The organism is Gilliamella sp. X-60, assembly GCF_057063585.1.
The window spans coordinates 1-21,277 of record NZ_JBXSQJ010000018.1; the positions used below are offsets into that span (position 1 = coordinate 1).

Sequence of the window (21,277 nt, forward strand, 5' to 3'; positions counted from 1 at the left end):
TGCGTTTATTCGTCAACGTGGGTGAATCACTTAATGAGCGGATAGCGGAAGTTAATGGTTTATTGATAACCGGATTAAAAGAGAAGGTCGATTTTTGGTTAAGAAAGGCATCAGGCGATAAGGTTTTATCAGTACTGGTAAAGGTAATCACATAACGCCAAGGCTGGTTTAACGACTCATCACCCTCAACATGCAAAACCGACATCGGCGCGCCCAGCCCGTCAACAGTTAAAGTATAGCGATTATGGCTAACCCCACTCAACCCCGCCATTAAATCGCTAAACCCGTCACCGAGCTGACCCAAAAGACGATTAAGTTCGTTTGACATGTTTTCCTCCCTTTATTCCTAAAATTCATACCGTTTATTTTTATTATGCTATTGTTTTATCGCGATATCATTGTTTTTATGCTGACTATTTTCAACATAAGCGATAATGCAAACAGAGTATAAACGATTTTAACGTAAAGTTTAATTTTTTTAATCAATATCTTTGTTTAATATGAATAATTTCAGTTAGTTAAAACGGTAAGTGATAGCGGCTTAACGCCTTTGTTAAATAAGGGATTTAAGCAACGTTAGGCTTTATCAATGAAATTTATTAAATCATTAAATTTAAAATGATTTTATGCTGAAACGGTATAGAATCCTGAATATTTTTAACAGGAATTCAGTAATTCTTAATAAAGAAGATAGCTCTTTTATTTATAACTAGTTATCAAATATAAGAAATTTAAAAATAAGTTGGAAAAATAAAGGAAATGCTATAATCATGAAGTATAAACAACTCGGGAGCTACATATCATTTTTCAATGAAATCTTGATATATTTCAATTAAATTATCATTTTCGCTCTTTTGGCATTTATCCATTAATTTGATTTTTAGGTCTGAGAAATTTAAATATTGCAGTAATTCAGCTAATCTTCGGAATATAAAGTCATCGAAAGAATCAAGGTCATTATCTAACAGACTAGATAATTTATTTTTTACGATTTTATTCTCTTTAAGCTTGATCAATATATCTCTAGCTATAGGAATATTATCAATATTGCCATCTATTGATATATCTATAATTATGGGGATTAATATTTCTAATTCTTCGTCATTAAAATCATCATCTCTTATAAATCTTAATGCTGTTCCTTGTTCTGATAATGTATTGAGTGCTAATAGTAATTGCTTAAAAAAACATTTTGATTTTCTAAAATAATATTTAGAAGAGAATAGATTTGTTTCAGATTCTTTTAAATGAAGCCATTCTCTAGAAAATTTTGTATTATCTATCATGTTGTTAACACCACGCGACCAAGGAGTTGAGTTAATAGAGTTCTTTAATTACATCTATCAACATAGCCTGTGTCAGTCCAGCTATTTACGATCTACTTTTAAATTATCTTTCGATACAAAATAAACGTCACTCAACCCTATTGAACAATATTCAGTAACATCATCGTTAACTTCTACACCATCACCTTTTGTTATAACTTGATAGCTATTGCCATTATCATCATAAAAAACGAAGCGATAAATTTGGGTATATACATATTTTTCCTTTATCCAATTATTTGTATTTTTCTTTTTTTCTGATGCCAATAATGTTACTGTTGTTTTTGATGGATCTAAATCAGCCATCTCAACGATTCCTCCATCATATTGCATCCACCGAGCCGCATTATTCATGAAAGCATTTGCACAATCAGGTGTTTTAGCAAACGAGATTATAGGCCACATTATTAGCCCAATAATTAAAAAAAACTTTTTCATTTTACAACCTTTAATTTTTGTCTTGCCGTATTCATTTAGCTAATTGATAAAGCAATAATATGATTTGGTTAAACATGTCTGAAACCGTTGACCATTTTACGCATTAATCAAAATAATCAATCTGGCGTTTTGATACTAAATAACTATCAACTTCACCTATCGAACAGTCTTTATTACAAGCTTCACTTTTTGTGATAACTTCATAAGCTTTGTTTTGATTATCATAAAAAACAAAATGATAAATTTGTGTATATAAATCCTTACTTTTCTGTTCAGATGCTAAAAGTGTTATTCTCAATTTTGATTGATTCAATTTTTCAATCTCCACTATATTACTACTTTTCAACCACTCCTTAGCTTTATTCAAAGCGCGATTATGGCAATCGGGCCCATTAGCAAAGGATAGAATTGGGCATAATATTAACAATATTACTAAAGAAAGCTTTTTCACATAATTACCTTAAATTATTCTTTTTTACCTTATATTACTTTTATCATAGACTAAAAACAGTCTAAAATACCGAAGTTACTTACCTATTATTAGATAACCTACTGATGAACTTGGCTTTTGGATATTAGATATTTATTCACATCACTTATTGAACATTCTTCGTATGATGCTTGGCTTTTTGTAATAACTTCGTAACTATTACCATTTTTATCATAAAAAACAAATTGATAAATTTGATTATATAAACCCTTTTTTATTTCCTCTGAAGCCAATTGCGTTATTTTGGTTTTCGATTCATCCAAGTCTTGAATATCCACTATCTTTTCATTTTTCATCCAAACCTCGGTCATATTCATGGGCCAAGTATAACAATTAGGTCCTTTGGCTAAGGATACTAATGGCCACAACATTAATAATATTAGTATAGATAGTTTTTTCATATTATTACCTAAATTGATTTCTTGCAGATTTAACCACAAAGTGTACCATTTTTTTAGATGTGTAAAAATTAGATTGTTATTAGAATCTTCTTATCATACATTGTAAATAGCAGGCCGAACTAATTAGACATAAAAATTCTTGCTACTGCTAGTTGTGCAATGCCATGACTTGTAGTTTTTTTGCCTATAAAGTTGACACTAGAATAGCAACTAGATTTATTAGTAACGATCAGCGATAATCTTAATCTTTTCTTATCAATAATTAGTGTTGTTATGTTTACCATTTATCATTCAAATCAGGTCGATTTACTCAAGACGTTATTGAGTGAATTGATGCGCAGACAACCATTAGAGGATGTATTTACACCTGATGTAGTGATGGTGCAAAGCCAAGGTATGGCACAATGGTTGCAAATTGCGTTAGCGGATGAACTGGGTATTGTGGCTAATGTTGATTTTCTTTTTCCAACTCAATTTATTTGGCAACTTTATCAAAAATTATTGCCCGATGCCCCCATTGAAAATAGTTATAGTATTGAATCAATGAGTTGGCGTTTGTATTATTTGTTGCCCCAAGTTATTGAACAACCTGAGTTTAGCGCACTTAAACATTATCTGGATATTGATAAACAAGATAAAAAACGATATCAGCTTGCAACGCGTATTGCGCGGTTATTTGACCAATACTTAGTTTATCGCCCTGATTGGCTTGCAAAATGGGAAGCCAATCATACTGTTAGCGAATTAAATCATCATTCTGATGAAAGGTGGCAAGCAGAGCTGTGGCGAAAGCTAATATCCATCAGTCAACCTTATCATCGCGCTAATATTTATCAACAAATGCTTGAAATTTTGTTAGATAATCACTTTGATCGTTCACGTTTAGATTCGTTACCTAATCGTATTTTTATTTTTGGTATTACTTCTCTTCCTCCTATTTATCTTTCGTTACTGTCAGCACTTGGGCAACATATTGATGTCCATTTGATGTTTAACAATCCGTGTAAATGGTATTGGGGAGATGTTGTTGAAAAGCAGTTGTCAGATATATTCAATACCCCCGATAAAATACCCAATCCCCTGTTAACCTCGTGGGGAAAACTAGGTCGTGATAATCTGTTCCTGTTACAGGAATTTAATAATAAACAAGATATTGAAGCTTTTGTCGATCAGGGGCGATCTTGTTTATTAAATGCCATTCAGCAAGATATTTTAGATCTGTATCAAAACGATTTTGGTAATGAGTATATTGCAGCAACAGACAAGTCAATTTCGTTTCATGCTTGCCATAGTGAGCAACGTGAAGTTGAAGTATTGTATGATTATCTGCTATCAGTTTTTGACGCAGATCCGACACTAGAATTACGCGATTGCATAGTTATGGTTTCGGATATTGATAAGTATGTGCCTTATATTCGAGCTGTTTTTGGTAATGCTTATGAGAAGCGCTATTTACCTTTTACTATTTCAGATCAAAAGGCACGAAATATCGATCCGATTGTTCAAGGTTTTTTTGCTATTTTAAATTTTCCAAATAGTCGATTTACAGCAGAAGAACTCTTTAATTTGCTTGAGATCCCGGCTGTTTCTGAAAAATTTGCAATTAATCAATCACAGCTAACCTTGTTGAGGACTTGGATTGTTGAGTCAGGCATTCGTTTTGGGCTTGATAGTGCACATAGTTGGTTATTTGGGCTTGAACGGTTATTACTTGGCTATACGATGAATAGTGAGCAAGGGGGATGGCAACAGATATTACCTTATGATGGTGCAACTGGTTTAGATGCCGAATTAATCGGTCAATTAGCCGAATTTATTAAAGTGGTAAAGAAGTGGTTTGCTATCTTAAACGAAGAAAAACCGCTCATTGATTGGCAACCTTGTTGTCTTGAATTGATTAATGATTTTTTTGTTAGCAATTCACAACGTGAATCCATTTTATTGATGATAGCACAAGAGTGGCAAGCGTTGATTAATAGTGGTTTGTCTGCCAATTATATGGATAATATTTCTATCACGATTTTGCATGATGCCATACAATCACGCTTAGAACAAAATCATTTAGCACATCGTTTTTTAGTCGGTAAGATAAACTTTTGTACCATGATGCCAATGCGCTCCATTCCCTTTAAAGTTGTTTGTTTATTGGGAATGAATGATGGGGATTATCCAAGAACGTCGCTTCCACTTGACTTTGATTTAATCGCACAGCATCCAAGAAGAGGCGATCGCAGTCGTCGCACCGATGATCGTTACCTTTTTTTAGAGGCAATTTTATCTGCGCAAAAACAGCTGTATATCAGTTATATTGGTCGTGAGATGAAAGATAACAGTGAACGTTATCCCTCTATACTAGTTGATGAGCTTTGGGAATATATTGCCCAATATTATAATATACCTGCAAATAACATGGTTAGTTCTGCTAACAGCTTGGATTTTTTACGTGTAAACCATACACGCACACCGTTTAATCCTCAAAATTTTTTACAAGAACCAAAAAGCTATGCCGATGAGTGGTTACCTGCAGCATTGCAACAAGGTGAAAGCCAATTATTTATTAGTGAAATACCTATTATTGATGTCGATAATATCAATCTCGATGAATTAAAACGATTTTACCAACACTCTATTCGATTTTTTTTACAAAAACGGTTTAATTTCTATATCAATTATCTGGATGATACCTTACCCGATGCCGAAAATTTTAATCTTGATAGTTTAAAACGTTATCAATTGAACTTGCTGATTTTAAATCAGCTGATCAGCAATGAACCGCAACAATACGATAATTTTTATCAACGTCTAGCGTTAACGGGTGAATTACCAGATGGTGCCTTTGGTGAAATTATTTATGATAAACAAGTCGAATCATTGCAACCATTAGCGAATAAAATTAATCAAGAACGATTGGTTATGACAACACAAGAGGTCAATTTAACTATTTTGACCAATGGGCAACATGCCCAATTACAAGGTTGGTTAACCCATGTGCAAGAAGACGGTATATTGGCATGGCGTCCTGCAAAACTGTCGATTCGAGATGGTATTTCGCTGTGGATTGATCATTTAGTTTATTGCATCTTAAATCCAGATCAAGTTGAAAATCAAAGCCGCGCCTATGGCCGAGAAGATACTGAGTGGCGTTTTTTACACTTATCCCATGATAAAGCAATTGCGATATTAACCACATTAGTGGAAGGTTATTTGCACGGTATTAATCAGCCTTTATTATTACCAGTGCAAAGCGCATGGAGTTGGTTAATGGCTGCTTATAATAAAAAAACGGGCGAGATTGTCGCGAGCGATAAAGCTATTAATCAGCTTTTAAATACTTGGCAAGGTGGCTTTAACCGATCTGCCGAGTCCGACAGTTATTATACTCGCCTTTACCCTGACTTAACAGACGCATTAATTGAACAAATTACATTGGCTTGCCAGCGGTTTTTATTGCCTATTTTATTACATCAAACAACGGTAAAATAAGGGAGCATTATGTTTATTGATACACATTGTCATTTTGATTTTTCGCCTTTTACTGATCATCTTGCCGATTCAATAGCGAAGATTCGCCAAGCGGATATTGTTGGGTTAATCATACCTGCAGTTAGTGCTAACTATTTTGATACCGTTTTGCAACTTGCTGATAATTATTATGAGATCTATGCTGCTTTGGGTCTGCATCCTATTTATCAACATACCATGGCGGATTTAGAGCTGTTAACCGATATCGTTAAAACGAAACCTAAAAAATTAATTGCCATTGGTGAGATCGGACTCGATCGCTATGATTTAAACATTGATTGGCAACAGCAGCTATCATTTTTTAGATCACAATTAACGCTTGCTAAACAATTTGATTTACCCGTTTTGATTCATTCACGCAAAGCACACGATATTATGTACCATGAATTACACCGTGCCAACTTACCTTGCCGTGGTGTAATTCATGGATTTTCAGGTAGCTATCAGCAAGCTATGCAATTTGTTAAGCTGGGTTATTATATTGGTGTAGGTGGCGTCATTAGTTATGAACGAGCGAATAAAACGCGCAATACGATTGCTCAATTACCGTTAGAGAGCCTTGTGCTTGAAACGGATGCTCCTGATATGCCATTAAGTGGCCGTCAAGGTCAAATAAATCGCCCTGAATATATCGCTGAAGTATTTAACATCTTGACCCAATTACGCAATGAATCAGCAGAGCACATAATGCACACGATTTTAGCAAATACCTTGACGCTATTTAGTAGCATCAATAGAGTAAAAATCACACAAAGAAACTAAAATAACTTTATCATTATTATAGAATTATTTTATTAGACTCATAGCAGGTTTATATGACAAAACAATTTCATCAACTGTTTGTTCGATCGATTACCTCTCTTTTATCAATGCTATCCGCTATAGTATTTTCGGTTTGACACAATATTTTAGGTTGATTACTAGCTGGCTATTGGCAAGATAGACCTGTTAAAAATAAGAAAAAAGCCAATAATTAATAAATAATATTGTAAAATGGCATTCATCTGCTCTCTTTCTTAATAAAATAGGCAGTAAGAGAGCTTAATTTTCCGAGCTTATATTCAACCGCTCATCCAGCATTTAAATTAATTTCAGGCTAAATTAAAATGAATAGCGAATTACAGTTACCGCCCTTTGTTTATCGAATATTACCATGGATTGCAGCATTTGCATTTTTTATGCAATCGCTTGATACCTCGATATTAAACACTGCACTTCCCACGATGGCAAAAGATCTTAATGAATCACCCTTAAATATGCAATCGGCAGTGATAAGTTATGCTTTAACCCTAGCATTATTTATTCCAGTCAGTGGTTTTTTATCGGATAAATTTGGTACTAGAAATATTTTTGTGATGGCTGTTTCACTGTTCACACTTGGCTCATTGCTTTGCGCTTTATCCAATTCATTAATTTTTTTAGATATCTCTCGTGTTATTCAAGGTATTGGTGGCTCAATGATGGTACCGATATCACGTTTAGTATTAATTAAATCTTTTAAGCGTAGTGATTTTTTAGCCGCCTTAAATACAGCCACCATTCCCGGTTTAATTGGACCTGTTTTGGGACCGGTATTAGGGGGATATTTAGTTGATATGGTGAGTTGGCATTGGGTGTTTTTTATTAATTTACCCATTGGTATTTTAGGTGTGATAATTAGTTGGAAATATATGCCGAATCTAAAAGGTGAACGCATGCCTTTTGATCTGTTTGGCTTTATATTTATTGTGATTGCCTTTATTAGTGCCACTTTAAGTGTAGAAGTTTTAAACCAAAATCAGACATATTATTTTTCATTGCTACTTGCCGCAATCAGCTTCGTTTTTTTACTTATCTATTATGGGTATGCCAAAAAGAAAACAACACCATTATTTCCCCTATCACTTTTTAAGATCCACACGTTCAAAATAGGCATTATTGGCAATTTAATTTGCCGATTAGGTATATCTGGCGTACCTTTTCTAATTCCCTTGTTGTTACAGGTCGGTTTTGGCTACTCGGCTATTTTTGCTGGTGTGATGCTAATGCCAATGGCTATTGCTTCAATTTGTACTCGAATCGTTATTCCACGTATTTTAGCTCGTTTAGGCTATCGTTTTGTGCTCGTTGCTAATACCATTTTAGCGGGCGTGATGATTGTTTTAATGTCTCTACTAAATTTATCAACGCCCCTTATCTTAATCAGTTTATTGCTATTTTGTATCGGTGGTATCAATTCTATGCAATATACCGCGATGAATAGCATAACCTTAGCGAACTTAGAAAACGAAAATACAAGTAGTGGCAATAGTTTAATGGCAGTGAATCAACAACTTGCTATTAGTTTTGGTACAGGATTTGGTGCAGTTTTACTGCGATTAATTAGCAACTCAGCTAGTACTATTCACGCATTTCAATTAACATTTGTTATACTCGGTGTGGTTACAGTGCTATCAAGCGTTATTTTTGCGCAACTAAAAAAAGAAGACGGCCAAAATCTAATCACCCATCACCAAGAAACAAGGAGATAAGTATATGTTTCAGTATCAAATCATCCCCGTTACCGCTTTTCAAGAAAACTGTAGCATTATTTGGTGTGATCAAACCATGGAAGGCGCATTGATTGATCCTGGCGGTGAACCAGAACTACTGAAAAAAGCCGTTGAAAAACTGGGCGTAAATATTAAACAGATTTTATTAACCCATGGACATTTGGATCATGTTGGTGCGGCAACCACATTAGCTCAACATTATAATGTAAAGATTATTGGACCAAGCCAAGAAGATGAATTTTTGCTAACAAATTTACCACAGCAATGCGTACAATTTGGTTTTCCTTATACGGATAGCTTTTTACCTGATCGTTGGCTAAAAGAAGGCGACCAGATTCAACTAGGTAACATCACCCTTGATGTCCTTTTTTGCCCTGGTCATACTCCAGGACATATTGTTTTTATTAATCATTTGGATAAACTGGCTTTTGTCGGCGATGTATTATTTAAAGGCAGTATAGGACGAACTGATTTTCCTCGAGGCAACCATACCGATTTAATTTCATCAATCACTAACAAATTATTACCTCTTGGTGATGACTTTATTTTTGTGCCAGGACACGGCCCAATGTCAAGTTTTGGTCATGAACGAATCAGCAATCCTTACTTAGTTTAAGCAAAACCTTGTTTTTTGCTATCACGCTCTTTATCTTAGAGTGCGATAGCAACAATTTAACCTTATTGTAAACTTTTTATATAAAAAATAGTTTACAATAAAATACGTTGCGCTATTATAGTTCTACTATTTATGTATCAAAGGTAGAAAATAATGAAACAACAACTCACTTCGTATTATCCAACATTTATCATGACACTGGTTAATTTATCTTCTTGGCAACGTAAATTATTGGCCACCACCAGCGCAGCATTACTTTTAGGATTAGCCGCTAATATTAGTATTCCGACTTATCCTGTCCCATTTACATTACAATCATTGGCAGTATTACTAATTGGTGCTTTTTTAGGTCGTAAATTAGGTGCATTAGCAATAATTCAATACCTTTTTTTAGGCGCGATGGGATTACCGCTATTTGCTAATGGTAGTGGTGGGATTATGGCGCTAGCATCACCTTCTTCTGGTTACTTATACGGCTATGTATTTAGTGCCTATTTAGCCGGTTTTGCTGCAGAAAAGGGGTATGATCGCCGCTTTATTTTAGGCTTAATTGCATTTGCCTGTGCACATCAATTGTTATTTGTATTTGGTGTTGTCTATTTAATGGGTTATTTGCATATTACGCTGATTGATGCGTTAAAAGTGGGTTATTTTCCATTTGTTGGCATTGATGCACTTAAATTTATTATTGCAACTTGTGTAATGTTTTCGCTATGGCGTTATCGTGCTAAAACTCAATAATATTCAAAGTGGCGATATCATCTTCCAAAGCCTTAACGAAGATAATGATTTTAGTGACGCTATAAACCGTTCTGGCGCAGTAGCTAACATGGATGAGATAACAAAAAATATCAATCATGTCGGTTTATATATTGGCAATAATAGCGTCATTGAAGCGACACAAAAATATGGCGTAATTGAACAATCTTTGCCTGATTTTGTTGGTGCGGCTAGACGTAATATCATTGGTAGAATCCATGATTTGGCTGTTATTCAAAATGCATTAAAGCGAGCTAAAAATTGCTTAGGTTCACCTTACAATCATAGTTTTCATCAAAATACGGATGGGTTTTATTGCAGCGAACTGATTACTTATGCCTTTAAAACTAAACAAGGTAGTGATTATTTCGCATTATATCCAATGAATTTTAAGGATATAACAACAAATCAAATTTTGCCTTATTGGATTGATTATTATCGTGATCTAAAACAGAGCATCCCACAACAAGAGCTCGGTTCGCATCCGCAACAATTACTCAGACAAAAACACTTATTCAAGACAATCCTAACACTTGAATGATTATAAAGGAGGCAATTTTAGACAAAAAAGCATTGTAAAGTATTTAACTATTGACATAGCGCCATAAAATCTATAATATGCGCGCTACATTTCGGTTCCTCCATAGTTCAGTCGGTAGAACGGCGGACTGTTAATCCGTATGTCACAGGTTCAAGTCCTGTTGGAGGAGCCAACTTCTAAATCCCAAAACCATCTTAGATAAATTACCTCTACCAAGCTTCTTTACTTTTTTTCAAATTTTTATCCCGTTAATATCAAAAGTCTATATTGTATTTGCGAAAAATTTATTCATAATAATTCAATAATAAATTTATCTTTAGATATATGTAATGTCATTGAATCATGATTTTTGATGATAATATTTATAGGCAAGGAGTCTTTATTAATGCATATACATTTTATTATTCATGAAGCTTTCGAAGCACCTGGAGCCTATGAACAATGGGCTAGGATGCATCATCACACCATAACCTATTCTCGCGTTTATCTTGGTGAACCACTTCCTAATTGCATTGATGATACCGACTTTCTTATTGTTATGGGTGGCCCACAATCGCCGTCAACAACCAAACAAGAGTGTGCCTATTTTGATTCCATAGCAGAACAAGCTGTGATCTTATCAATGATAAATGCAGGTAAAATAGTTATTGGCGTGTGTCTAGGCGCACAATTAATTGGCGAGGCGTTAGGCGCAAGTCATGCCCAAAGCCCAGAAAAAGAGATTGGAAAATTCCCAATTACATTAACGCAAATTGCTAAAACAAATCCTTTATTTGCTGATTTTGGCAATACATTAGAAGTCGGTCATTGGCACAATGATATGCCTGGTTTAACCAAAGATGCCAAAATTATAGCTTATAGTGCAGGGTGTCCTCGGCAAATCATTGCTTATAATAAATTCGTTTATGGGTTTCAATGCCATATGGAGTTCACGCCTGAAGTTGTTGAGTTGCTGATTGCCCATTCGCAAAAAGAGCTTAATCAAGCTGCCAATTACCGCTTTGTTGATACGCCTGAAACGCTTCGCTCGCATGATTACACGGCAATGAATCAAAAACTTTTTACTTTTCTCGATAAGTTGAGCCAGCACTATCAATCATCTTTAGAAAAATAATTGATTATATTGTAGATAAGGAAATGGAAAATTATGAAGGGTATCATTGTCGATAAACCGATAAAACGCAGCAAATTAAGGCTGAAATTAGGCAAAGAGTATTTTATCTTAAAACGAAAATTTGATTGGTGGCGACATCGTCACGCCTATAGTACTGTCGACATAAATAATAATACCTGTTGTTATTCACACAAAAAACATCAGTCTGTTTTATTAAGACCACTAAAAGATGTTGATATGTATTTACAATATAATAAGATCACTAATCTTAGATTAGCCATTGAAAAACTTAATGGTTCAATCATTAAGCCCAATCAACGTTTTTCGATCTGGCAAAAAGTAGGACGCCCATCGAAAAAACGAGGATTTTTAGAAGGACTATCATTACATAATGGACAGATAGGCAAAGATATTGGTGGTGGATTATGCCAATTAGGTAATTTGATTTATTGGATTGTGTTACATTCTGATCTCACCATTATGGAGCGTTGGCGGCATAGTTTTGATGTTTTCCCTGATATCAATCGTACAATTCCTTTTGCTTGTGGCGCAACCTTGTCTTATAACTATGTTGATTTACAATTAATCAATAAAACCAATACCACCTACCGGCTTAATCTTTGGCTTGATGATAAGTATTTACATGGTGAATTACTTGCTAATATCCCATTAACTCATCATTATCAAATCCTAGAAACCGATCATCGCATTGAACAACAGTGGTGGGGAGGCTATACCAGACATAATAAAATATGGCAACGCAAAACACATTTAATTGATAACCATGTCGAAGAAAAGCTAATCAGCGAAAACCACGCAGTTATGATGTATACCCCATTTATAGCAAGTAATGAAAGCTAATTGGAAAAATAATCATCAGCCTAATCACAGATAGCCACTAACTATCTAAGTGATAGTTTGAGGGCGACTATAATAGCCCGTATACTCATAAGATAAAGTAGTTGATAATACCTAATATATGAAAGGAGCAAATTTCATGGCTTATACTTTACCCCCTTTACCTTATGCTTATGATGCATTAGAACCTTATATCGATTCTGAAACAATGCATCTTCATCACGATAAACATCATCAAACCTATGTCAACAATGCCAATGCTATCATTGAAACTTTATCTGCTGAAATTAAAGAGTTTAGCCCAAGCGATTTATTAAAAAATTTAGATAAAGTGCCCGCTGATAAACTTACCGGCATTAAAAATAATGTAGGTGGTCATGTTAATCACACGCTTTTCTGGGAATTATTAAAAGTTGGTACCGAACTAAAAGGTGAACTTAAAGCTGCCATCGAAAAAGATTTTGGTTCAGTTGATGCATTTAAAGAAAAATTTGCAGCAGCGGCAGCCACTCGCTTTGGATCTGGTTGGGCTTGGTTAGTATTGCAAAATGGTAAACTTGAAGTGGTTTCAACAGCTAATCAAGATTCACCATTGATGGGCGAAAAATTTGCTGGTGTTTCTGGTACACCTATCCTAACGCTTGATGTTTGGGAACATGCTTATTATTTGAAATACCAAAATCGTCGTGTTGATTACATCGGTGCATTTTGGAATGTGGTTAACTGGGATAAAGTTGCTGAGCTATACGCTGAAGCAAAAAAATAACCCAGCTTGCACTAAATATCTTCAACTAAAAAGATGGCGCTTTATGCGCCATCTTTGCTTTTCGCTGAGCACTTTATTCATCAAGTTCAAGTCAAAATGGCAATTGGCAATTGCTAAATTATGCCCAAATCCGCTACAATGAAGGCTTGTAAAAAAATTATAAAACTGAGCAAACCAATTTAAATCATGTTTGAAATTAATCCTGTTAAATCAAAGATAGCAGAACTTACCGAACGCACGGCTGTGATTCGGGGGTATCTTTGACTATGATGTAAAAAAAGAACGGCTCGAAGAAGTCAATGCTGAATTAGAGCAATCCGAAGTTTGGGCCGATCCCGAAAAAGCACAAGCGTTAGGTAAAGAGCGCGTTGCACTAGATGAAATTATCAATACTATCAATTCCTTAATGCAAGGTCTTGACGATGTTGAAGGCTTACTTGAACTGGCTATTGAAGCGGAAGATCAAGAGACTTTCGATGAAGCAAACAGCGAACTTGATCAACTAGAAAAAAAACTGGCCGGCCTTGAATTTCGGCGTATGTTTTCAGGCAATTACGATAGCGCAGATTGTTATTTGGATATCCAATCTGGATCAGGAGGCACTGAAGCACAAGATTGGGCTGAAATGCTACTGAGAATGTATTTGCGTTGGGCTGAATCAAAAGGCTTTGCAACCGACGTGATGGAAGTCTCTGATGGCGATGTTGCCGGCATTAAATCAGCAACGATTAAAGTATCGGGTGATTATGCTTATGGTTGGTTACGCACAGAAACTGGTGTACACCGCCTAGTTCGCAAAAGCCCATTTGACTCAGGCAATCGACGCCACACCTCATTTTCTTCAGTATTTGTTTATCCTGAAATTGATGATGATATTGATATCGACATTAACCCTGCCGATCTTCGCATTGATGTGTACCGTGCATCGGGTGCCGGTGGGCAGCATGTGAATAAAACCGAGTCTGCAGTACGTATTACCCATATTCCAACCGGTATTGTGACGCAGTGTCAAAATAACCGTTCACAACATAGCAATAAAGATCAAGCCATGAAGCAGTTAAAAGCAAAACTGTATGAGCTTGAGATGCAGAAAAAGAATGCCGAAAAACAACAGATGGAAGAAAATAAATCTGACATCGGCTGGGGCAGTCAAATTCGCTCTTACGTGCTTGATGATTCACGTATTAAAGATTTACGCACTGGCGTTGAAACGCGTAATACGCAGGCCGTATTAGATGGCGATTTAGATCAATTTATTGAAGAAAGCTTAAAAGCAGGCTTATAAACCGCTTGGTTATAAATAAAAGGTAAAATTATGTCAACAGAGCAGCAAGATCAACAAAACCAAATTGAAGAGTTAAACAACGAACTAAAAGTACGTCGCGAAAAGCTCGCTCATCTTCGCGAACAAGGTGTTGCGTTTCCTAATGATTTTCGCCGTGATGCGATTTCAAATGATCTCCACAAACAATATGGCGATAAAACTAACGAAGAGCTCATTGAAAACAAAATTATCGTAACGGTCGCAGGACGTATGATGATGCGCCGTATTATGGGGAAAGCGTCGTTTGTTTCTTTGCAAGATGTTGCTGGGCAAATCCAACTTTATGTTACCCGTGATGATCTCCCTGAAGGCTTTTATAACGAGCAATTTAAAAAATGGGATTTAGGTGATATTGTCGGTGCGAAAGGTTACTTATTTAAAACCAAAACAGGCGAGCTTTCTATTCACTGTGAAGAAATTCGTTTACTAACTAAAGCGCTACGTCCATTACCTGATAAGTTTCATGGACTTGCCGATCAAGAAATGCGCTATCGTCAACGTTACTTGGATCTTATCACCAATCAAGAATCAAGAGAGACGTTTAAAGCGCGTTCAAAAGTGGTTAGCGAAATCCGTAACTTTATGCTTGAAAATCACTTTATGGAAGTTGAAACCCCAATGATGCAAGTCATTCCAGGTGGTGCATCAGCGAAACCATTTATTACGCATCACAATGCGCTTGATTTAGATATGTATCTACGAATCGCGCCAGAGCTTTATTTAAAACGTTTAGTGGTGGGTGGCTTTGAACGTGTCTTTGAAATTAACCGTAACTTCCGTAACGAAGGGGTATCGCCAAGACACAATCCAGAATTCACCATGATGGAAATGTACATGGCTTATGCCGATTATAAAGATCTAATTATATTAACCGAAGCCTTATTCCGCCGTTTAGCAATTGCGGTAACAGGTGATGCTGTTGTGCAATATGGCGAGCATACTTTCGATTTTGGTAAACCATTTATTAAAATGACCATGCGTGAAGCAATTTGCCATTATCGCCCTGAAACCAATAATGCCGATTTAGATGATTTTGATAAAGCATGTGCCATTGCTCAATCTGTTGGCATCAAAATCGAAAAAGGCTGGGGACTTGGTCGTGTTGTGACTGAAATCTTTGAAGAAGTGGCTGAAGCAAATTTAATTCAACCAACGTTTATTACTGAATATCCAGCAGAAGTTTCACCGCTTGCTCGCCGTAACGATGAAAACCCATTTGTTACTGACCGATTCGAATTCTTTATTGGTGGTCGTGAAATTGGCAATGGATTCTCAGAACTTAATGATGCGGAAGATCAAGCTCAACGCTTTGCCGATCAAGTCACACAAAAAGATGCAGGTGATGATGAAGCTATGTTCTATGATGAAGATTATATCACCGCACTTGAACACGGCTTACCGCCTACAGCAGGATTGGGCATTGGGATTGACCGCACAGTGATGCTATTTACCAATAGCCATACTATTCGTGATGTTATTTTGTTCCCAACCATGCGTCCAATCAAATAAAATAATTTATTACTAAAAGCACACTTATTTTTTGGTAAGTGTGCTTTTATACTAAAACACATAGTTTCCTGAAACTTTTTGACAAACAACTGTAATAACCATATAAAAAACTTCACTTTATCACAGATAAGCAGCTTATATCATAAATAAATTTGTAAAATGCATTGAATATAAAACAGGCAATATAATTTTATACGCAAGTTATTTGCTAACTATGAGGTATTTACCCATCTATTCACTTTTTAGGTTATATTTTTGTAAAAAATATTCAGGATTCTATACTGTTTCGTGATTAATTGAGAATTTATAGTAATAGGTTAACATAGCCATATTATGGCTATCGTTGACTATAAATATAGTCAACGATAGTTGAATTAATTTAGTGGCTATCAGTCGGTTTGGCTTGATGTGGCAAGATCAGATTTAACACAATGGCTAAAATTCCGCACAAACTGATGCCTTGTAGGGCATACGATCCAAAATCAAAGATCATCCCACCAATCCCAAAAACTAAGACTAATGAGACAATACACATATTTCGAGGCACAGAAAGATCCACTTTGTGTTTAACTAAAATATTTATGCCCACTGATGCAATGGAACCAAACAATAGCACCATAATTCCCCCCATGACTACAGTTGGAATTGAGCCTAAAAATGCACCAATTTTGCCAATAAAAGACATTAAAATGGCCCAAATTGCCGCCCATGTCATGACGCGAGTTTTAAAATTACGCGTTAACGTTACCGCACCAATTACTTCCGCATAAGTAATACAGGGTGGTCCACCAAAAAATCCCGCTGTCGAAGTTGCCAATCCATCACCGAGTAATGTGCGCTGTAAACCAGGATCACGCGTATAATCTTTACCTGTGACAGTACTAATTGCCATAATATCACCAACATGTTCAATGGTTGGTGCAATCACAATTGGCAGCATATACAAAATTGCTTGCCAGTGAAATTCAGGAAACGTGAAATCAGGTATTTTAAACCACGGGGCATCAATCACCGGTTGAAAATTGACAATACCGAACATACAAGAAAGCGTATAACCAACCACAATACCGGAAATAATAGGTAATAATTTTAAAAAACCTTTTGCCCAAATAGCCAACACTAACGTTGTTAATAGTGAAGCCATTGAAATAAGAATCAATTGATAATTTTCAGCTTGTAGTCCACTATTTTTACCCATTGCCATCCCAACGGTAACCGGCGCAAGCGATAAGCCAATAACCATAATAATTGGACCTGTCACAACCGGCGGTAAGATGCGGTCAATAACATGGCTACCATTCATTTTGACTAAAAAAGCAAAAAACATAAAAACTAACCCGGCGGCAACTAAACCGCCTAAAGTAGCGGGGATCCCCCACTGCGCAACACCAAATGAGATAGGGGCAATAAACGCAAATGATGAAGCTAAAAATACTGGTACCTTACCTTTCGTGGTTAATTGAAATAATAAAGTACCTACTCCAGCAGTAAAAAGCGCTACATTGGGATTTAACCCCGTTAACAACGGTACTAATACCAATGCTCCAAATGCGACAAATAACATTTGTGCGCCAGTAAAAATATCCTGCCAAGAATGCTTATGCTGTGATGTTATATTTTCTGTTTTGTCTGTTGTGATATTGCTCACATCGCGCCTCTCTTACTTAACTAAATTTGTTGTATAACTTGCCTGTTTGACAGGCATAAAAAAACCGGTTTAACCGGTCTAAAATTTGAGATTTTATTTTGTGCCGAAGATTTTGTCTCCAGCATCCCCAAGTCCTGGTAATATGTAACCTTTTTCGTTCAACCTCTCATCAATTGATGCGGTATAAAGTTCAACGTCAGGGTGAGCTTGTTCAAGTACTTTAATACCTTCTGGTGCAGCAACCAAAACTAATACTTTAATATTTTTACAACCTGCTTTTTTAAGCAAATCGATTGTCGCGACCATTGAACCGCCTGTTGCAAGCATTGGATCCACAACTAAAGCTATTCGCTCTTCAATATCTGAGGTTAGCTTCTGGAAATAAGGAACAGGTTCGAGCGTTTCTTCGTTACGGTAAAAACCGACAACGCTAATACGGGCACTTGGAATATGCTCAAGCACACCATCCATCATACCTAAGCCCGCACGCAAAATAGGCACGACAGTAATTTTTTTACCTTTAATTTGCTCAACTTCAACAGGCCCACACCAACCATTGATCGTTACTTTTTCGGTAGGTAGATCCGCAGTGGCTTCGTAAGTTAATAAACTGCCAACTTCGCTGGCAAGATCGCGAAAGTCTTTGGTGCTAATATCGTGTTCACGCATTAAACCAATCTTATGGCGTACAAGAGGGTGTTTTACTTCAACTATTTTCATGGAGGGCCTCAGTGTTATTTTCTATAATCTGTTAGTCGGTATAAATAACCACTGAGGGGCGATTCTAACATAGATCTCACTTTATGAAAACCTGAAATCAACAAGCCCATCGACAATATAAATATGGATAACAAAATAAAAAATAAAAAATTTAATGATAAAAATCAGTTTCATTTTCAATTTTTTTCATTAAAATAAAGTTGCTTATATGATCTTTTCAATAATTTAATTAATGAAAAAGGAAAATAACGGATGAATTGGTTTATTGATTGTATTACAATAAATTATGGAAATTTTGATGGGCGAGCTTGCCGTGAAGAATATTGGATGTTCTCTTCGATCTATATTGTTCTAATTATTTTGATGATAATTATTGATAATATGATTAAAAATAACCTCGTTTTAACTTTGAGCTTGATGTTGGCTTTATTTGTTCCTAATTTCGCAGTTACAGTACGCCGTTTGCATGATGTTGATAAACCGGGTTGGTACTTTTGGACTGCAACACCTTATACGCTATTAAAGCTTATGTGTACCGATTCAACTCCTGGTCCTAACCAATATGGCGAGAACCCTAAAGGTTTATAATTTACTCATAACCTTATCACTAAATGTGGTAAGGTTAGATGATTCTCAATCCGACTTTCTGTTTTATCAAATACTTTCGCCGTCTAAATACTCAACTGGCATATCAATAACTTTTTGATCGACCTGCTCGCCATTAATGCGTTTTAATAATAGTTCTGCGGCAATTTTTCCCATTTCAATTCTGGGGGTCTGTATAGACGCTAATTTAGGATTCATAAATTGACCAATTTGATGTCCATGAAATCCAACAATCGCTATCTGTTTTGGCACTTCAATTCCCATCCGCTGGCATTCAAATAATACCCCCAAAGCTAAGTCATCATTAGTACTAAAAATACCGTCAACACGAGGAAACTCCGCTAAAATTTGATGTAAAAATCTCGCCCCTAATTCATAAGACGACGCTTCTTTAGTTGCTAGCGTTCGTGGGGTTAATCCTGCTTCTTCCATTGCCTTTTCATAACCTTGTTGACGAATAATACTTCGTTGGTCTTGCCTTGCGCTAAAATAGACAATATTTTGACGCCCTTTATTTATCATTCGCTGAATCATCTTTTTAGTCGCCGTAAAATTATCAAATCCAACCGCCATATCAATGCAAGGTGAAACGCTATCCATAATTTCAACAACAGGTATACCCGAAATTTCGATCATTTTTAATGTTGCTGGAGTATGTGTTCTTTCGGTTAAAATTAATCCATCAATATTATAAGAAAGTAGTGAACGCAAACGTGATTCTTCTTTTTCTGCACTATAGCCAGTATGGGTAATCATAGTTTGATATCCCCTAGCATCAGTCACCATTTCAATACCTTTTAAAATATCAGCAAAAACTTGATTGGTAAAAGAAGGAAACACAATACCAATCGCATTACTTTTGGCATTAGACAGCATATCGGGAGCTTTATTAGGAATGTAGCCAAGCTCATCTATCGCGGCTGAAATTTGCAATTGAAGAGGTTTAGACACCAGATTAGGATCACGTAAAAAACGACTGACTGTCATTTTACTAATCCCAATTAAATTGGCGATTTCTTGCAAACCCGTTCGACGTTTTTTATGGCTATTCATTCGCTTTTTCCGGTAGTCTTGGCTGCCAATCTATGGCTGCTTTGCCTTGTTGTATAATAAGATCATTCGCTTTTGAAAAATGCCTACAACCCAAAAAGCCGCGATGGGCAGATAACGGCGATGGGTGCACTGATGTTAATACATGATGCTTTTGACGATTAATAAACTGACCTTTTTTTTGTGCAGGAGATCCCCACAATAAAAAAACCACACCCTCAAGATGCTTATCAATTGCGGCTATCACATGGTCAGTAAAGGTTTCCCAACCTATTTTTGCATGAGAATGCGCCTGCCCTGCTTCAACCGTCAGCACATTATTTAATAATAATACGCCTTGGGTCGCCCAAGAAGCTAAATAGCCATGAGAAGGAATTGTAAATCCATCAATATCCGTTGATAGCTCTTTATAGATATTCATTAACGATGGCGGTGGCTTAATTCCCGGTAAAACAGAAAATGAAAGTCCGTGGGCTTGATTAGGACCATGATAAGGATCTTGCCCTAAAATCACGACTTTGATTTGATCAAATGGCGTGAAACGAAATGCATTAAACACATCATGCTGTGGTGGATACACAATCTTACCATTAGCGCGCTCAGATGCCACAAATTGCATTATATGTTGAAAATAGGGCTTCTGTTTTTCACCGCCGATAACGTCATGCCATGTTAATTGATTATTCATACAATACCTATACTATAATTTTATATGACTCAACAACACTATTTGCTGATTGCAATAATTATACCTAAAAATCATAATAAACCTAATGCTAATCAGCTTAAAGCGCGCTAAATCAAAATTGTTAAATATTCAGTTAAGCATACAATAACAACCCATTATTTAATGCCTCAATACTAATGGCATATTTTGACAATATTTTAAATCACAACAAGTTTGACTAAATAAATATCCAGTGGCGTTCCTTTATTTTTTAAAAGGCAATAGACATGGTTAATAAATCAAGAAACAATTAATATAATAAAGTGTGTTTATACAATCATAACTAAAATACTAAACAAAGGTATTACTTATTGAATCGATAGCTTTTTTTG

Annotated in this window: 20 protein-coding genes, 1 tRNA gene and 1 pseudogene; 13 read left to right on the forward strand and 9 right to left on the reverse strand. The window is 35.8% G+C overall.

Annotated elements, in window-relative coordinates; translation table 11 throughout:
- The 5 genes and pseudogenes from ACYIAM_RS09545 to ACYIAM_RS09565 all read right to left on the reverse strand — a co-directional run.
- A pseudogene (locus ACYIAM_RS09545) lies at window positions 1–328 on the reverse strand (hypothetical protein); the annotation flags it as partial.
- Window positions 329–800: 472 nt separating this feature from the next.
- On the reverse strand, window positions 801–1,286 hold the full coding sequence (locus ACYIAM_RS09550) for a hypothetical protein (protein ID WP_483748093.1): 486 nt from the start codon (window positions 1,284–1,286) through the stop codon (window positions 801–803).
- An 81-nt stretch (window positions 1,287–1,367) separates the two neighbouring features.
- The gene (locus tag ACYIAM_RS09555) at window positions 1,368–1,763 is read right to left on the reverse strand and encodes a hypothetical protein (protein ID WP_483748094.1); all 396 of its coding nucleotides are present in this window, start codon (window positions 1,761–1,763) and stop codon (window positions 1,368–1,370) included.
- Window positions 1,764–1,866: 103 nt separating this feature from the next.
- Window positions 1,867–2,214: a hypothetical protein gene (locus tag ACYIAM_RS09560; protein WP_483748095.1), complete on the reverse strand. Its 348-nt coding sequence runs from the start codon at window positions 2,212–2,214 to the stop codon at window positions 1,867–1,869.
- A gap of 98 nt (window positions 2,215–2,312) precedes the next feature.
- Window positions 2,313–2,654 carry a hypothetical protein gene (locus tag ACYIAM_RS09565; RefSeq protein WP_483748096.1) on the reverse strand — a complete coding sequence of 114 codons (342 nt, stop codon included), beginning with the start codon at window positions 2,652–2,654 and terminating at the stop codon, window positions 2,313–2,315.
- A gap of 273 nt (window positions 2,655–2,927) precedes the next feature.
- Here ACYIAM_RS09565 and recC point away from each other — a divergent pair, with 273 nt between their 5' ends.
- The 12 genes from recC (at window position 2,928) to lysS (ending at window position 16,194) form a co-directional block, all read left to right on the forward strand.
- The gene (gene recC / locus ACYIAM_RS09570; protein ID WP_483748097.1) at window positions 2,928–6,137 is read left to right on the forward strand and encodes an exodeoxyribonuclease V subunit gamma; all 3,210 of its coding nucleotides are present in this window, start codon (window positions 2,928–2,930) and stop codon (window positions 6,135–6,137) included.
- A gap of 9 nt (window positions 6,138–6,146) precedes the next feature.
- Window positions 6,147–6,938, forward strand: coding sequence for a TatD family hydrolase (locus tag ACYIAM_RS09575; RefSeq protein ID WP_483748098.1), 792 nt, complete (start codon window positions 6,147–6,149; stop codon window positions 6,936–6,938).
- Between the two features lie 344 nt (window positions 6,939–7,282).
- Window positions 7,283–8,686, forward strand: a complete 1,404-nt coding sequence (locus ACYIAM_RS09580; RefSeq protein ID WP_483748099.1) for a DHA2 family efflux MFS transporter permease subunit — start codon at window positions 7,283–7,285, stop codon at window positions 8,684–8,686.
- 4 nt (window positions 8,687–8,690) lie between these two features.
- Window positions 8,691–9,323: an MBL fold metallo-hydrolase gene (locus tag ACYIAM_RS09585; protein WP_483748100.1), complete on the forward strand. Its 633-nt coding sequence runs from the start codon at window positions 8,691–8,693 to the stop codon at window positions 9,321–9,323.
- A 153-nt stretch (window positions 9,324–9,476) separates the two neighbouring features.
- Window positions 9,477–10,064: a biotin transporter BioY gene (locus tag ACYIAM_RS09590; RefSeq protein WP_483748101.1), complete on the forward strand. Its 588-nt coding sequence runs from the start codon at window positions 9,477–9,479 to the stop codon at window positions 10,062–10,064.
- Entirely contained in the window at window positions 10,048–10,623 is a 576-nt protein-coding gene (locus tag ACYIAM_RS09595; RefSeq protein WP_174796817.1) for a YiiX/YebB-like N1pC/P60 family cysteine hydrolase, read from the forward strand. The genes ACYIAM_RS09590 and ACYIAM_RS09595 overlap by 17 nt, the downstream gene beginning before the upstream one ends.
- A gap of 96 nt (window positions 10,624–10,719) precedes the next feature.
- A tRNA-Asn gene (locus tag ACYIAM_RS09600) sits at window positions 10,720–10,795 on the forward strand.
- A gap of 213 nt (window positions 10,796–11,008) precedes the next feature.
- Entirely contained in the window at window positions 11,009–11,737 is a 729-nt protein-coding gene (locus ACYIAM_RS09605) for a type 1 glutamine amidotransferase (protein ID WP_483748102.1), read from the forward strand.
- Between the two features lie 33 nt (window positions 11,738–11,770).
- Window positions 11,771–12,598, forward strand: a complete 828-nt coding sequence (locus ACYIAM_RS09610; RefSeq protein ID WP_483748103.1) for a VanW family protein — start codon at window positions 11,771–11,773, stop codon at window positions 12,596–12,598.
- A gap of 136 nt (window positions 12,599–12,734) precedes the next feature.
- Entirely contained in the window at window positions 12,735–13,361 is a 627-nt protein-coding gene (locus ACYIAM_RS09615; RefSeq protein WP_091350432.1) for a Fe-Mn family superoxide dismutase, read from the forward strand.
- A 186-nt stretch (window positions 13,362–13,547) separates the two neighbouring features.
- Window positions 13,548–14,646, forward strand: a protein-coding gene (gene prfB, locus ACYIAM_RS09620) for a peptide chain release factor 2 (protein WP_483748104.1) whose coding sequence is annotated in 2 segments (ribosomal slippage) — window positions 13,548–13,622 and window positions 13,624–14,646 — 1,098 coding nt in all. Because the reading frame shifts where the segments join, the coding sequence is not laid out codon by codon here.
- A 30-nt stretch (window positions 14,647–14,676) separates the two neighbouring features.
- Window positions 14,677–16,194 carry a lysine--tRNA ligase gene (gene lysS, locus ACYIAM_RS09625; RefSeq protein ID WP_483559806.1) on the forward strand — a complete coding sequence of 506 codons (1,518 nt, stop codon included), beginning with the start codon at window positions 14,677–14,679 and terminating at the stop codon, window positions 16,192–16,194.
- 379 nt (window positions 16,195–16,573) lie between these two features.
- On the opposite strand, the gene ACYIAM_RS09630 is transcribed toward lysS, so the two are convergent.
- Both ACYIAM_RS09630 and upp read right to left on the reverse strand, forming a co-directional pair.
- A complete protein-coding gene (locus ACYIAM_RS09630; RefSeq protein WP_483748130.1) occupies window positions 16,574–17,809 on the reverse strand; it encodes a uracil-xanthine permease family protein in 1,236 nt (411 codons plus the stop codon).
- A 126-nt stretch (window positions 17,810–17,935) separates the two neighbouring features.
- Window positions 17,936–18,562, reverse strand: a complete 627-nt coding sequence (gene upp, locus ACYIAM_RS09635; RefSeq protein WP_174796821.1) for a uracil phosphoribosyltransferase — start codon at window positions 18,560–18,562, stop codon at window positions 17,936–17,938.
- Window positions 18,563–18,814: 252 nt separating this feature from the next.
- On the opposite strand from upp, the gene ACYIAM_RS09640 reads away from it, so the two are divergent.
- The gene (locus ACYIAM_RS09640; protein WP_483748105.1) at window positions 18,815–19,150 is read left to right on the forward strand and encodes a DUF805 domain-containing protein; all 336 of its coding nucleotides are present in this window, start codon (window positions 18,815–18,817) and stop codon (window positions 19,148–19,150) included.
- 66 nt (window positions 19,151–19,216) lie between these two features.
- On the opposite strand, the gene gntR is transcribed toward ACYIAM_RS09640, so the two are convergent.
- Both gntR and ung read right to left on the reverse strand, forming a co-directional pair.
- Window positions 19,217–20,221, reverse strand: a complete 1,005-nt coding sequence (gntR, locus tag ACYIAM_RS09645; protein ID WP_483748106.1) for a gluconate operon transcriptional repressor GntR — start codon at window positions 20,219–20,221, stop codon at window positions 19,217–19,219.
- Window positions 20,214–20,906 carry a uracil-DNA glycosylase gene (ung, locus tag ACYIAM_RS09650; protein ID WP_483748107.1) on the reverse strand — a complete coding sequence of 231 codons (693 nt, stop codon included), beginning with the start codon at window positions 20,904–20,906 and terminating at the stop codon, window positions 20,214–20,216. Before ung ends, gntR begins: the two co-directional genes overlap by 8 nt.
- Window positions 20,907–21,277: the final 371 nt, after the last annotated feature.

Coding starts and splice junctions, on each gene's coding strand:
- ACYIAM_RS09640 (WP_483748105.1), top strand. CDS start 18,815: ATGAATTGGTTTATTGATTGTATTACAATAAATTATGGAAATTTTGAT.
- ACYIAM_RS09580 (WP_483748099.1), top strand. CDS start 7,283: ATGAATAGCGAATTACAGTTACCGCCCTTTGTTTATCGAATATTACCA.
- recC (WP_483748097.1), top strand. CDS start 2,928: ATGTTTACCATTTATCATTCAAATCAGGTCGATTTACTCAAGACGTTA.
- ACYIAM_RS09575 (WP_483748098.1), top strand. CDS start 6,147: ATGTTTATTGATACACATTGTCATTTTGATTTTTCGCCTTTTACTGAT.
- ACYIAM_RS09550 (WP_483748093.1), bottom strand. CDS start 1,286: ATGATAGATAATACAAAATTTTCTAGAGAATGGCTTCATTTAAAAGAA.
- ung (WP_483748107.1), bottom strand. CDS start 20,906: ATGAATAATCAATTAACATGGCATGACGTTATCGGCGGTGAAAAACAG.
- lysS (WP_483559806.1), top strand. CDS start 14,677: ATGTCAACAGAGCAGCAAGATCAACAAAACCAAATTGAAGAGTTAAAC.
- ACYIAM_RS09610 (WP_483748103.1), top strand. CDS start 11,771: ATGAAGGGTATCATTGTCGATAAACCGATAAAACGCAGCAAATTAAGG.
- ACYIAM_RS09585 (WP_483748100.1), top strand. CDS start 8,691: ATGTTTCAGTATCAAATCATCCCCGTTACCGCTTTTCAAGAAAACTGT.
- ACYIAM_RS09615 (WP_091350432.1), top strand. CDS start 12,735: ATGGCTTATACTTTACCCCCTTTACCTTATGCTTATGATGCATTAGAA.
- ACYIAM_RS09565 (WP_483748096.1), bottom strand. CDS start 2,654: ATGAAAAAACTATCTATACTAATATTATTAATGTTGTGGCCATTAGTA.
- ACYIAM_RS09605 (WP_483748102.1), top strand. CDS start 11,009: ATGCATATACATTTTATTATTCATGAAGCTTTCGAAGCACCTGGAGCC.
- ACYIAM_RS09590 (WP_483748101.1), top strand. CDS start 9,477: ATGAAACAACAACTCACTTCGTATTATCCAACATTTATCATGACACTG.
- gntR (WP_483748106.1), bottom strand. CDS start 20,221: ATGAATAGCCATAAAAAACGTCGAACGGGTTTGCAAGAAATCGCCAAT.
- upp (WP_174796821.1), bottom strand. CDS start 18,562: ATGAAAATAGTTGAAGTAAAACACCCTCTTGTACGCCATAAGATTGGT.
- ACYIAM_RS09555 (WP_483748094.1), bottom strand. CDS start 1,763: ATGAAAAAGTTTTTTTTAATTATTGGGCTAATAATGTGGCCTATAATC.